This window comes from Pseudoduganella danionis, from assembly GCF_009720775.1.
Lineage (GTDB): Bacteria > Pseudomonadota > Gammaproteobacteria > Burkholderiales > Burkholderiaceae_D > Rugamonas > Rugamonas danionis.
The window spans coordinates 203897-216114 of record NZ_WNKW01000002.1; the positions used below are offsets into that span (position 1 = coordinate 203897).

12 protein-coding genes are annotated in these 12218 nt (G+C 60.7%); 10 read left to right on the forward strand and 2 right to left on the reverse strand.

What is annotated here, in order from left to right:
- Position 1: 1 nt before the first annotated feature.
- From mraY to GM655_RS09150, 10 genes are all read left to right on the forward strand, one after another.
- Positions 2–1171 (forward strand): phospho-N-acetylmuramoyl-pentapeptide-transferase, encoded by a 1170-nt coding sequence (gene mraY, locus GM655_RS09105; protein WP_155434364.1) that lies wholly within the window; start codon positions 2–4, stop codon positions 1169–1171.
- A complete protein-coding gene (gene murD / locus GM655_RS09110) occupies positions 1171–2679 on the forward strand; it encodes a UDP-N-acetylmuramoyl-L-alanine--D-glutamate ligase (RefSeq protein ID WP_155434365.1) in 1509 nt (502 codons plus the stop codon). The genes mraY and murD overlap by 1 nt, the downstream gene beginning before the upstream one ends.
- Complete coding sequence (gene ftsW / locus GM655_RS09115) at positions 2679–3896, forward strand: putative lipid II flippase FtsW (protein ID WP_155434366.1); 1218 nt, start codon at positions 2679–2681, stop codon at positions 3894–3896. Before murD ends, ftsW begins: the two co-directional genes overlap by 1 nt.
- Positions 3893–4960: an undecaprenyldiphospho-muramoylpentapeptide beta-N-acetylglucosaminyltransferase gene (gene murG, locus GM655_RS09120; RefSeq protein ID WP_229632483.1), complete on the forward strand. Its 1068-nt coding sequence runs from the start codon at positions 3893–3895 to the stop codon at positions 4958–4960. The genes ftsW and murG overlap by 4 nt, the downstream gene beginning before the upstream one ends.
- The gene (gene murC / locus GM655_RS09125; RefSeq protein WP_155434367.1) at positions 4957–6348 is read left to right on the forward strand and encodes a UDP-N-acetylmuramate--L-alanine ligase; all 1392 of its coding nucleotides are present in this window, start codon (positions 4957–4959) and stop codon (positions 6346–6348) included. Before murG ends, murC begins: the two co-directional genes overlap by 4 nt.
- A 2-nt stretch (positions 6349–6350) precedes the next feature.
- Positions 6351–7310: a D-alanine--D-alanine ligase gene (locus GM655_RS09130; protein WP_371866759.1), complete on the forward strand. Its 960-nt coding sequence runs from the start codon at positions 6351–6353 to the stop codon at positions 7308–7310.
- Positions 7311–7318: 8 nt separating this feature from the next.
- A complete protein-coding gene (locus GM655_RS09135; RefSeq protein WP_155434369.1) occupies positions 7319–8104 on the forward strand; it encodes a cell division protein FtsQ/DivIB in 786 nt (261 codons plus the stop codon).
- A gap of 91 nt (positions 8105–8195) precedes the next feature.
- Complete coding sequence (ftsA, locus tag GM655_RS09140; RefSeq protein ID WP_155434370.1) at positions 8196–9428, forward strand: cell division protein FtsA; 1233 nt, start codon at positions 8196–8198, stop codon at positions 9426–9428.
- 135 nt (positions 9429–9563) lie between these two features.
- On the forward strand, positions 9564–10787 hold the full coding sequence (ftsZ, locus tag GM655_RS09145; RefSeq protein WP_155434371.1) for a cell division protein FtsZ: 1224 nt from the start codon (positions 9564–9566) through the stop codon (positions 10785–10787).
- A gap of 113 nt (positions 10788–10900) precedes the next feature.
- Positions 10901–11404 carry a peroxiredoxin gene (locus GM655_RS09150; RefSeq protein WP_155434372.1) on the forward strand — a complete coding sequence of 168 codons (504 nt, stop codon included), beginning with the start codon at positions 10901–10903 and terminating at the stop codon, positions 11402–11404.
- 96 nt (positions 11405–11500) lie between these two features.
- Here GM655_RS09150 and GM655_RS09155 read toward each other — a convergent pair whose 3' ends face one another.
- Both GM655_RS09155 and GM655_RS09160 read right to left on the reverse strand, forming a co-directional pair.
- A complete protein-coding gene (locus tag GM655_RS09155) occupies positions 11501–11863 on the reverse strand; it encodes a type II toxin-antitoxin system PemK/MazF family toxin (protein ID WP_155434373.1) in 363 nt (120 codons plus the stop codon).
- Positions 11860–12117 (reverse strand): AbrB/MazE/SpoVT family DNA-binding domain-containing protein, encoded by a 258-nt coding sequence (locus GM655_RS09160; RefSeq protein WP_155434374.1) that lies wholly within the window; start codon positions 12115–12117, stop codon positions 11860–11862. The genes GM655_RS09155 and GM655_RS09160 overlap by 4 nt, the downstream gene beginning before the upstream one ends.
- Positions 12118–12218: the final 101 nt, after the last annotated feature.

Sequence of the window (12218 nt, forward strand, 5' to 3'; positions counted from 1 at the left end):
CATGCTGCTCTGGCTCGCGCAATACTTCCAGCAGGACCTCGGGCCACTCCGGGTCTTCAACTTCATTACCTTCCGCGCCGTGTTTGCCACGGCGACGGCGCTGCTGATCGGCCTGTGCGCCGGTCCGGCCGTGATCCGCAAGCTGACGGCGATGAAATACGGCCAGGCCGTGCGTACCGATGGTCCGCAGACCCACCTGAAAAAACACGGCACCCCGACCATGGGGGGCGTGCTGGTGCTGATCGCCATCGGCGTCTCCACGCTGCTGTGGTGCGACCTGTCCAACCGTCTGATCTGGCCAGTGCTGGTGGTGACGCTGGGCTTCGGCGCGGTGGGCTGGGTAGATGACTACCGCAAGGTGGTGCGTCAGGACCCTGAGGGCATGCGCTCAGCCGAAAAATACTTCTGGCAGTCGCTGGTCGGCATCGCCGCCGCACTGTATCTGGCGTTCTCCGTGTCGGCCCCGAATGCCTCGAAAGTTTTCGAACTGTTCTACGCCTGGGTGCAGTCGGGCTTCTCGATGGATCTGCCGCCCAAGGCCGACCTGATCGTGCCGTTCTTCAAATCGATCAGCTATCCGCTGGGTGTGTGGGGCTTTATCGCGCTGACCTACTGCGTGATCGTCGGCACCAGCAATGCGGTGAACTTCACCGACGGTCTGGATGGTCTGGCCATCATGCCGACCATTATGGTCGGTGCCGCACTGGGCCTGTTCGCCTACTTGACCGGTAGCGCCACGTATTCGAAATACCTGTTGATCCCGCACATTCCGGGCGCAGGTGAGCTGATTATCTTCTGCGGCGCACTGGCCGGTGCGGGTCTGGCCTTCCTGTGGTTTAACACCCATCCTGCGCAAGTGTTCATGGGCGACGTGGGTGCGCTGGCACTGGGCGGTGCGCTGGGCACCATCGCCGTGATCGTGCGTCAGGAAATCGTACTGTTCATCATGGGCGGCATCTTCGTGGCCGAAACCGTGTCCGTGATTATTCAGGTGGGCTGGTTCAAATACACCAAGAAGCGTTTTGGCGTAGGCCGTCGCGTGTTTCTGATGGCACCGCTGCACCACCACTTCGAACAAAAAGGCTGGAAAGAGACCCAGGTTGTCGTGCGCTTCTGGATTATCACGATGATGCTGGTACTGATAGGTTTGTCGACTCTGAAACTGCGCTAATGATCTACGACGGCAAAAACGCACTGGTACTCGGACTCGGTGAGTCCGGTCTAGCTATGGCACTGTGGCTGGCCCGCAGTGGCGCACGCGTGCGCGTGGCCGATACGCGCGAGTCGCCCGAGCGCCTGCCGGCGCTGCGCCTGTCCGTGCCGGATGCGGAATTTGTCGGCGGCCCGTTCACGGCCGATCTGCTGCAGAGCGTGGACTTTGTCACCGTCAGCCCTGGCCTGGCGCCAGGCCGCGAACTGGCCCAGATTGCGCCGGCCGCTGCTGCCGCAAATATCCCTGTGTGGGGCGAGATCGAACTGTTCGCGCAGGCGCTGGAAGCGCTCAAAGCGCAGCAGGGCTATGCACCGAAAGTCATCGCCATTACGGGCACCAATGGCAAAACCACGGTCACCACGCTGGTGGGCCAGCTGTGCGAACGCGCCGGCAAGACCGTGCGCGTGGCTGGCAACATCAGCCCTGCCGCGCTCGACGTGCTGCGTCAGGTCAGCGACAGCGGCACGCTGCCCGAAGTGTGGGTGCTGGAACTGTCCAGCTTCCAGTTGCAGACTACCTACACGCTGGAAGCCGATGCAGCCACCGTGCTGAACGTCACGCAAGACCATCTGGACTGGCACGGCGACATGGCTTCCTACGCGGCCGCCAAACACCGCATCTTTGCAGCCGACACCGTGCGCGTGCTGAACCGCGACGATGCCACCGTGATGCGTATGGCCAGCGCTACCGGCCAGAACGTTACCTTCGGTACGGATGCTCCTGTGCTGCGCGATGATCTGGGCCTGAATACGGAACGCGGCGTACTGTGGCTGGCTAGCGCCGTGCCGATGGAAGAAGAGGGCGAACCGAAGAAACGCCGCAAGAATGATCCGCTGCCACCGCCAGTGGAATGCATGGTGAAGAATCTGATGCCGGCCGATGCGCTGCAGATTCGCGGCGTGCACAATGCCGCCAATGCGCTGGCTGCGCTGGCCCTGTGCCGCGCCATCGATCTGCCGCTGGCACCGCTGCTGCATGGTCTGCGCGAATATCGCGGCCAGCCGCACCGCGTCGAACTGGTGTCCTCGATACACGATGTTGAATACTACGACGACAGCAAAGGCACCAATGTGGGCGCCACCGTGGCCGCACTGATCGGTCTGGGCAAAGCCTTCGCCGGTGCCGAGCAGCGTCTGGTGGTCATCATGGGCGGCGATGGCAAGGGCCAGGACTTCGCGCCGCTGGCCGATCCTGTCAGCCGCTATGTGCGCGCCGTGCTGCTGATCGGCCGCGATGCGCCGCAGCTGCGCGCTGCCCTGCAGGATAGCGGCGTGCTGCTGGAAGACTGCGGCACCGATCTGCCGGCCGCCGTCAAGCGCGCTGCCGCACTGGCACATAGTGGCGACGCCGTGCTGCTATCGCCTGCTTGCGCCAGCATGGACATGTTCAAGAACTACGCGCATCGTGCTCAGGTGTTTATCGACACCGTGCGCGATATCGCCCTCGACGCCGGACAGGAGCTCTAATGGCCTTCCAGATGCCGTTCCGCTTTGCTGAGAAATCGACGCCGTCGATGGACAGCCGCGCACGGCTGTCGAAAATGATGGAGTACGATCAGCCGCTGGTGTGGGTCACGCTGCTGCTGATGCTGCTCGGTATGGTGATGGTGTATTCGGCTTCCATCTCGCTGCCCGACTCGCCGAAATTCGCCAACTATGTGCGCTGGCAGAATACCTACTTCCTGCAGCGTCAGGCCATGTTCGTGGCCGTATCGCTGGTGGCCGCGCTGTTCGTGTTCCGCATCCGCATCGCCGATCTGCAGAAGGCTGCGCCGTATCTGTTCATCGGCACGCTGGTGCTGCTGGTGGCCGTGCTGATTCCCGGCCTCGGCGTGGTGGTGAACGGTGGCCGCCGCTGGCTGTCGCTGAAAGTGTTCAATGTGCAGCCGTCCGAGCTGATGAAAGTGGTGATCGTGCTGTACGCGGCCGACTACACGGTGCGCAAGCAGGAATACATGCACAAGCTGACCAAGGGCTTCCTGCCCATGGCTGCTGCGGTGGCCTTCGTCGGCGGCCTGCTGCTGCTGGAGCCTGACCTTGGCGCCTTCGGCGTGATCGTCTGCATCGCCATGGGCATCCTGTTCCTGGGCGGGATCAACGTGATCTGGTTCGGCGGTATCGGTGCGTTGCTGGCGCTGATCTTTGCCTCCATCATCGCGCTGTCCAAATTCCGTCGCGAGCGTTATTTCGCCTACCTCAATCCGTGGGAAGAAGACAATGCGCTCAACAAGGCTTACCAGTTGACCCACTCGCTGATCGCGTTCGGTCGCGGCGAACTGTTTGGCGTAGGGCTGGGCGGCAGCGTGGAAAAACTGCACTACCTGCCGGAAGCCCATACCGACTTCCTGCTGGCCGTGATCGGCGAAGAGCTGGGACTAGTGGGCGTGCTGGTGGTGATCGCCATGTTCTACTGGCTGATCAAACGCGCCTTCGATATCGGCCGTCAGGCCATCGCCATCGACCAGACTTTTGCCGGCCTGACGGCCAAGGGCATAGGCATCTGGATCGGTGTGCAGACCTTTATTAACATGGGTGTGAACCTTGGTCTTCTGCCGACCAAGGGGCTGACCCTGCCGCTGATGAGCTATGGCGGCACGGGTGTTGTAATTAATTGCGTCGGACTCGCGATCCTGCTCCGGATCGATTACGAGAACCGGGTTCTGATGCGAGGTGGCAGATTATGAAACGATTGATGATTATGGCGGCCGGTACGGGCGGTCATATTTTCCCCGGGCTGGCGATTGCGCACACGATGCGCGCGCGCGGCTGGGAAGTGAGCTGGCTCGGTACGCAGGCTGGCATGGAGCAGGAACTGGTGCCCAAGCAGGGCGTGGCCATGGACAGCATTAACTTTACCGGTATGCGCGGCAAAGGCTGGCAGCATACGCTGGGCGGCGCCTTCAAGATGGTGCAGGCGTTTGCCGACTGCTTCCGCTTTATCGGCCAGCGTAAGCCGGACGTGGTGCTGGGCATGGGCGGCTATGTGACGGTGCCGGGTGGCCTGATGGCGCGCCTGCGCGGTGTGCCGCTGGTGCTGGTGAACGCCGATGCGGCCCTGCTGCTGTCGAACAAGACGCTGGTGCCGTTTGCCCAGCGCGTGTGCTTCGGCTTCCCTGCCAACTTCGGCAATGCCGCCAGCAAAGCTGTCGTGAGTGGCAATCCGGTGCGCAAGGAAATCCTGGAAATGGCGCTGCCTGTGCAGCGCTTTGCTGGCCGTGTGGGTCCGCTGCGCATCCTCGTGGTAGGCGGCAGTCTGGGCGCCAAGGCGCTCAACGATAGCCTGCCGGCTGCGCTGGCGCTGATCCCCGAAGCTCAGCGTCCGCAGGTCACTCACCAGTCGGGCAAGAAAAATATCGATGCGTTGCGCGCTGCTTATGCGCAGGCTGGCGTGAGCGCCAATGTGGTGGACTTCATCGACGATATGGCGGGCGCCTACAGCGTGGCCGATCTGGTAATCTGCCGCGCCGGTGCCATCACCGTGTCGGAACTGACGGCGGCCGGTGTGGCCAGCGTGTTGGTGCCGCTGGTGGCATCGACCACCAGCCATCAGCGTGACAACGCGCAGTGGATGGCGGCACAGAAGGCAGCCATCCATCTGCCGCAGACAGAATTGAGCGCCCGCAGCATGGCTGCGCTGCTGGAATCCCTTACCCGCAGCGCCTGCCTGGAAATGGCAACGGCCGCACTGGGCGCAGGCAAACGCGATGCGAATGACGCGATCGCTCAGGTATTGGAACAACTGACATGAAGCATAAAGTACAAAATATACACTTCGTCGGCATCGGCGGCAGCGGCATGAGCGGCATCGCCGAAGTGCTGCTCACGCTGGGCTACACGGTATCCGGCTCTGATCTGGGCAGCAATGCTGTAACCCAGCGTCTGGCCGATATGGGCGCCACCGTGCATCAGGGCCATGCGGCCGAGAACATCGGCGCAGCCGATGCAGTAGTCACTTCGACCGCTGTGCAGCAGGACAATCCGGAAGTGGTGGCTGCACGTAGCCGCAAGATTCCTATCGTGCCACGCGCCGTCATGCTGGGCGAACTGATGCGCCTCAAGCGCGGCATCGCCATCGCTGGCACCCACGGCAAAACCACCACCACCAGTCTGGTGGCTTCCGTGCTGGCACAGGGCGGGCTCGATCCTACCTTCGTCATCGGTGGCCGTCTGACGGCGGCCGGTGCCAACGCCAAACTGGGCACGGGCGACTATCTGGTAGCCGAAGCCGACGAATCGGATGCCTCGTTCCTGAATCTGTCGCCGATGATAGAAGTGATCACCAATATCGACGCCGATCACATGGAAACCTACGAGCACGATTTCGAGAAGCTCAAGCAGGCTTTCGTGCAGTTCACCCATCGTCTGCCGTTCTACGGCCGCGCCATGCTGTGCATCGACGATCCGCATGTGCGCGCCATCATCCCGCACGTGACCAAGCCGGTGACCACCTATGGCTTCCATGAAGAAGCCGAAGTGCGCGCCGTGAACGCGCGCGCGGTGGGCGTGGAAATGCACTTCACCGTGATTCAGGAAGGCTATCCCGATCTGGACGTGGTGCTGAACCAGCCCGGCCTGCACAATGTGCAGAATGCCTGCTCGGCGGTGGCAATTGCGCGCGAAATCGGTATCGAAGACCAGCACACGCAAGCCGGTCTGGCCGGTTTTGCCGGTGTAGGCCGCCGCTTCACCCGCTATGGCAACATCGCCATTCCTGCTGGTGGCAGCTTCGCGCTGGTGGACGATTTTGGCCACCATCCGGTGGAAACGGAAGTCACGCTGGCCGCTGCCCGCGCTGCTTTCCCGGGCCGCCGTCTGGTGCTGGCGTTCCAGCCGCACCGCTACACCCGTACGCGCGACCTGTTTGAAGATTTCGTCAAAGTGCTGGGCCATGCCGATGTGCTGGTGCTGGCCGAAGTGTATGCCGCCGGTGAAGCCCCGATTGTGGCTGCCGATGGCCGCTCGCTGGCGCATGCGCTGCGCGCGCGCGGTAAAACCGAACCGATTTTTGTTGAGGCGATCGGCGATTTGCCGGAAACCATCATGGGCGTGGTGCGCGACGGCGACGTCGTACTCACCATGGGCGCAGGCTCGATCAGCGGCGTCCCAGCCAAACTGACTAACTATCCTAAGGTCTGAACGTGAATCAAGCAATTGCAACTGAGGCTAAAGCATACGGCAAGGTGGGCGTGCTGTTCGGCGGCCGTTCCGCCGAACGCGAAGTGTCCATCATGTCCGGCACGGGCGTGGCCAAGGCGCTGCAGAGCAAAGGTATCGACGCTCACCTGTTCGATACGGGCGAGCGCTCGCTGGCCGAACTGGCCGCGGAAAAATTCGACCGCGTGTTCATCGCGCTGCACGGCCGCTACGGCGAAGACGGCAGCCTGCAGGGCGCGCTGGAACTGCTGGGCATTCCGTACACGGGCAGCGGCGTGATGGCCAGCGCGGTCGGCATGGACAAGATCACCACCAAGATCGTCTGGCTGGCGGCCGGCCTGCCAACCCCGCGCTATGCGGTACTGAACGCGCAGTCCGATCTGGCTGGCGTGTGCGCCGATCTGGGCTTGCCGCTGATCTTCAAACCGCCGCATGAAGGTTCGACCATCGGCATCACCAAGGTCAGCGAAGCGGGCGCACTGAAAGCTGCCTACGATGTGGCGGCAGCGCTGGACGATGCCGTGCTGGCGGAAGAATTCATCACGGGGCGCGAGTTCACCGTGGCCGTGCTGGGCGCCGGTGCAGCAGCGCGTGCGCTGCCGGTAGTGGAAATCGTTGCACCGCAAGGCAATTACGATTACCAGAACAAGTACTTCAGCGACGACACCCAGTACTTCTGCCCGGCGCAACTGCCGGCCGAACTGACGGCCGAAATGCAGCGCATCGCGGTGGAAGCCTACCGTGCGCTTGGTTGCGAAGGCTGGGGACGGGTCGACGTGCTGCTGCGCGAGCGTGACCAGAAGCCTTATCTGCTGGAGGTGAATACTTCGCCCGGCATGACGGGGCACTCGCTGGTGCCGATGGCGGCGCGCGCGCTGGGTATCAGCTATGAAGATCTGTGTGTCGAGATTCTGGCTAGCGCACGTTTGAAGATGAAGGGTTAAGTAGCAGGATGTGGCAAGACGTCAAGGCATTGAATGCAACTTCGAGCACGCTGTTCGTGCTGACGCTGTTGGCATGCATAGCCTCCGGAGTGTGGTGGGTGTCGCAGCGGCCGATGTTCAATCTGCGCACCATCCGGGTTGAAACGATGGGCGAGGACGAGTTAAGGCATGTGAATAACCTGACCTTGCGTAACAACGTGCTGGGCAAGATCAAGGGGAATTTTTTCACCACCGATCTCGATGCAGTGCGTCAGGCCTTCGAGTCGGTGCCGTGGGTACGCCGGGCCACCATCCGGCGCGAATGGCCCAACCAGCTGATCGTGGCGCTGGAAGAGCATGAAGCGCTGGGTACGTGGGGCGAAGATGGGCGGCTGCTGTCGGTGAAGGGCGATATCTTCACCGCCAATCTGGCCGAAGCGGAAGAGGATCATGTGCTGCCAGAGTTCGAAGGACCGGAAGGCAGCGAGAAGGAAGTACTGTCGCGTTATAGCGAGTTGCGCAAATGGTTCGCGCCGCTCAAGCTGGTACCGGAAGCGCTGTCGTTATCGAGCCGGTATGCGTGGACAGTGCGGCTGAATAACGGCATGAGCGTGGCGCTGGGACGGGAACAGAGCAGCACCACGCTGAAGGAAAGGGTAGACCGGCTGACGGGCATTTATCCGCAACTGATAACGCATCTGCAGAACATCGAGACCATCGATATGCGTTATCAGAACGGACTGGCGCTCAGCGCCAAAGGCCTCAAGATACCGGCCGAAGGTGTGAAACCCAAGCCGGTGACGGTAGTACGCTAGGCAGTACAGAACACGCAGCACAGAACAAACGTTGTTAAGACTAACCACAAAACATAGCAGCATCAGCGGGTAAGAGAGTAGGTTAAAAGACATGACTAAAGACGCGAAAAACCTGATCGTCGGCCTCGATATCGGCACCTCGAAAGTGGTGGCCGTGGTGGCCGAAGTAATGGCCGACGGGCGCCACGAAGTGATCGGGCTGGGTCAGCATGAATCGCGGGGCCTGAAAAAAGGCGTGGTGGTCAACATCGAAGCAACGGTGGAATCGATCCAGCGCGCGCTGGAAGAGGCCGAGCTGATGGCCGACTGCAAGATCCGCAACGTATATGCCGGCATCGCGGGCAGCCATATCCGCAGCTTCAATTCGAGCGGCATGGTGGCCATCAAGGATAAGGAAGTCACGGCCACCGACGTGGCGCGCGTGATCGAAACGGCCAAAGCCGTCAACATCTCGACCGACCAGCAGCTGCTGCATACGGTGCCGCAGGAATTCATCGTCGACAATCAGGAAGATGTGCGCGAGCCTATCGGCATGAGCGGCATCCGTCTGGAAGTCAAAGTGCACATCGTCACCGGCGCCGTGTCGGCCGTGCAGAACATCGTCAAGTGCGTGCGCCGCTGCGGTCTGGAAGTGTCCGACCTGATCCTGCAGCCTATGGCTTCGGCCGATGCCGTGCTGACGGCCGATGAAAAAGAACTGGGCGTGGTGCTGATCGATATCGGTGGCGGTACCACCGACGTGGCCGTGTTCTCCGATGGCGCAATCCGCCATACGGCGGTGCTGCCGATCGCCGGCGACCAGATCACCAGCGACATCGCCATGGCGCTGCGTACGCCGACCGCTGAAGCGGAAGAGATCAAGATCCGCTACGGCGTGGGCAAGCAGGTGCTGGCCGATCCGGGCGAGACGCTGGAAGTGCCGGGCCTCGGTGACCGCTCGCCGCGTACGCTGTCGCGTCAGGCGCTGGCCGCCGTGATCGAGCCGCGCGTGGAAGAGCTGTTCGCCATGGTCCACACGCTGGTGCGCGAATCGGGCTACGAAGGCGTGCTGTCCTCGGGCATCGTGCTGACGGGCGGCAGCTCCATCATGCCGGGCATGGTGGAAATGGCAGAAGATATTTTCCTCAAACCGGCACGTCTGGGCACGCCGGACTACCGTGGCCAACTGGCCGACGTGGTGCGCAGCCCGCGCTACGCGACTGTGCTGGGCCTGTTGATGGAAGCGAAAAAGCAGTATCTGCGCGGGCATATCGTCACGCGTCAGGATGGTTCGGTTAAAGCAGTCTGGCAGCGCATGAAGGAATGGTTCCTGGGTAATTTCTGACGTATTTTTTTTGCAGTATTTGCAGCACAAAACACACACAACCTTTTTTATATAAAAACCGCAGTTTTCAATCTCCAGTTCTCCTACTAATATGAGGCCTGGCGCTTGAAAACCGCATTCTGATAGGAGCACATCATGGAGTTTGATATGGTCGATAACGCAGCTTTGGGCACCGTCATCAAGGTCGTCGGAGTCGGCGGCGCAGGTGGCAATGCAGTTCAACACATGATTAACAAGGGTATGTCCGGCGTGGAGTTCATCGCCGCCAATACCGATGCCCAGGCACTGTCGACTTCCAAGGCGGACAACATCATCCAGATCGGCGAGACTGGTCTGGGTGCTGGCATGAAGCCTGACGTCGGCCGCCAGTTGGCGGAAGAATCGCGTCAGCGCATTGAAGACTCGCTGCGCGGTGCGCACATGGTGTTCATCGCTGCCGGCATGGGCGGCGGCACCGGCACCGGCGCTGCACCTATCGTGGCCGAAGTGGCCAAATCGCTGGGCGCGCTGACCGTGGCGGTCGTCTCCAAGCCGTTCTCGCACGAAGGCCAGAAGTGCATGGACATCGCTGACGAAGGTCTGGAACAACTGTCGGCCAATGTCGACTCGCTGATCGTGATCCTGAACGAGAAGCTGGAAGAGATCTACGAAGACGAATCGCTGATCGAATGGCTGCAACACGCCGACGACGTGCTGAACAACGCTGTCGCCGGTATCGCCGAGATCATCAACGTGCCGGGCCACATCAACGTCGACTTCAACGACGTGAAGACCATCATGGGCGAGCAGGGCAAAGCCATGATGGGCACCGCTACCGCTTCCGGTATCGACCGTGCACGCATCGCTGCCGAACAGGCTGTGGCTTCGCCACTGCTGGACGGCGTCGATCTGTCGGGCGCCCGTGGCGTGCTGGTCAACGTGACCGCCAGCCGTGGCCTGAAGGGTAAGGAAATCAAGGAAGTCATGGCTGCCGTACGCGCCTTCGCTGCACCGGATGCTTCGATTGCACAGGGTATCGCTTACGACGACAGCATGGGCGACGATATCCGCGTGACCGTGGTTGCTACCGGTCTGGGCAAAGCCAAGAAACATGTACAACTGGTGCCACAGCAGATGCTGCGTACCGGTACCCACAACGCTCCTATGGTGCCATCGGCAGCCATGGGCGGTGCCGCCGCTACTACCGTTTCGATGGGTGTGGGCAGCAGCATCGACGGCGGTGCCAATGCCGCCATGCGCGGCATGAAAGCACCAGCCGTATGGCGTCGTGATTCGGCCGCCGAGCAAGTGGCTGCGCTGGAGAAAAATGGTATGGAGCAGTACGACATTCCAGCCTTCCTGCGCAAGCAAGCTGACTAAAATTTATCCGCGTCCGGCAAGAACCGCAGGCTTCAGGCATACTGCGCGTTCTATGCCGGTTTAGGCCGCGCTAGAGCGCGGCTTTTTTGTTTACATTCATTGCGGAGATTATTATGACCATCAAGATCGGTGACACCCTGCCAGAAGGCACCCTGTCCGAATTCATCGAGACGGAAACCGAAGGTTGCTCGCTGGGCCCGAATACTTTCCAGGTGAAAGATCTGGTGAAGGGCAAGAAGATCGCTATCTTCGGCCTGCCAGGCGCTTATACCCCGACCTGCTCGGCCCAGCACGTGCCCGGCTATGTACAGCACGCTGATGCGCTGAAAGCCAAGGGCGTGGATGAAATCTGGTGCATTTCCGTCAACGACGCCTTCGTCATGGGCGCCTGGGGCCGCGATCAGAAAGCCACCGGCATCGTCCGTATGATGGCTGACGGTAATGCCGCCTATTCGAAAGCGCTGGGCCTGGACGCCGACTTCAGCAAGTTCGGCATGGGCACCCGCTCGCAGCGCTACTCGATGCTGGTAGTCGATGGCGTGGTTACCCAGCTCAACGTGGAGCAGGGCGGCAAGTTCGAAGTGTCGAACGCCGAAACCATGCTGGCACAGGCCTGATCGGTAACACAGCAAGAAAATGGCGCTGCGGCGCCATTTTTTTGTCTGAAATCTTTTGAACCGGATGCGGGCAATTACGCTGCAGCTCGCGTGGTGTCAGCAAATCTCGATGATGCGATTGAGTGTCAGACAGGCGCGTCGATAGGCCTCGGCGGGTACTTGTCTTAGCGGATGTGGCGTGGCCCGGCGGCGTCGCCAATCAAAGGACTTGGGCTGGGCGGCAAGCACATAACTTATCAGTCCATTTTCCCAGATAACTTTAATGGCGAAGGGATTGTGTTCGTTAAAGGTTGCCGTCGTCATGGGCAGCCCTATGACCAGACTGGTTGCATTGCAAAAATTCCGGGGAGTCAGCACAAGCAAGGGATGGAGATCTTTCATTTCCGCACCGACATGCGGATTAAAATCTATCCAGATGATGTCGCGCCGATCAGGTACCCATGCAGGCGGGCGTTTCATTTTATGATTTCGCTTCCAATGTTGGAGCTGGGGTGAAACTCTCCACCGAATTTATCCGGATCAAATAAAGCCAGCATCTGCTCTAGTGTCCCGACACTGCTAACAGGCGCTGCTGTGTTGGCTTGTTGGCTAGGAATCGTAACGGTGAGTGACTGCCCTGCAGTCAGCTGATGTATCAGGGCGAGCTCGCGGGGAAGGCATAGTGCGAGATGTTTGCCGATCTGCCGTAACTCCAGCGTTACTTGGGTCTCCATCGTTGCCTCCTGCGTATGGCTGAGCAGCTTGCTATAATCATCAGTCTTGAATCGAAGTTCTTTTATACCCGATTCCGGCTCCCGACGTCGCCACGCTTGAC

Bases quoted from the DNA above. Each gene is read 5' to 3' on its own strand.
- mraY (WP_155434364.1), top strand. From the start codon at position 2: ATGCTGCTCTGGCTCGCGCAATACTTCCAGCAGGACCTCGGGCCACTC.
- murD (WP_155434365.1), top strand. From the start codon at position 1,171: ATGATCTACGACGGCAAAAACGCACTGGTACTCGGACTCGGTGAGTCC.
- ftsW (WP_155434366.1), top strand. From the start codon at position 2,679: ATGGCCTTCCAGATGCCGTTCCGCTTTGCTGAGAAATCGACGCCGTCG.
- murG (WP_229632483.1), top strand. From the start codon at position 3,893: ATGAAACGATTGATGATTATGGCGGCCGGTACGGGCGGTCATATTTTC.
- murC (WP_155434367.1), top strand. From the start codon at position 4,957: ATGAAGCATAAAGTACAAAATATACACTTCGTCGGCATCGGCGGCAGC.
- GM655_RS09135 (WP_155434369.1), top strand. From the start codon at position 7,319: ATGTGGCAAGACGTCAAGGCATTGAATGCAACTTCGAGCACGCTGTTC.
- ftsA (WP_155434370.1), top strand. From the start codon at position 8,196: ATGACTAAAGACGCGAAAAACCTGATCGTCGGCCTCGATATCGGCACC.
- ftsZ (WP_155434371.1), top strand. From the start codon at position 9,564: ATGGAGTTTGATATGGTCGATAACGCAGCTTTGGGCACCGTCATCAAG.
- GM655_RS09150 (WP_155434372.1), top strand. From the start codon at position 10,901: ATGACCATCAAGATCGGTGACACCCTGCCAGAAGGCACCCTGTCCGAA.
- GM655_RS09155 (WP_155434373.1), bottom strand. From the start codon at position 11,863: ATGAAACGCCCGCCTGCATGGGTACCTGATCGGCGCGACATCATCTGG.
- GM655_RS09160 (WP_155434374.1), bottom strand. From the start codon at position 12,117: ATGGAGACCCAAGTAACGCTGGAGTTACGGCAGATCGGCAAACATCTC.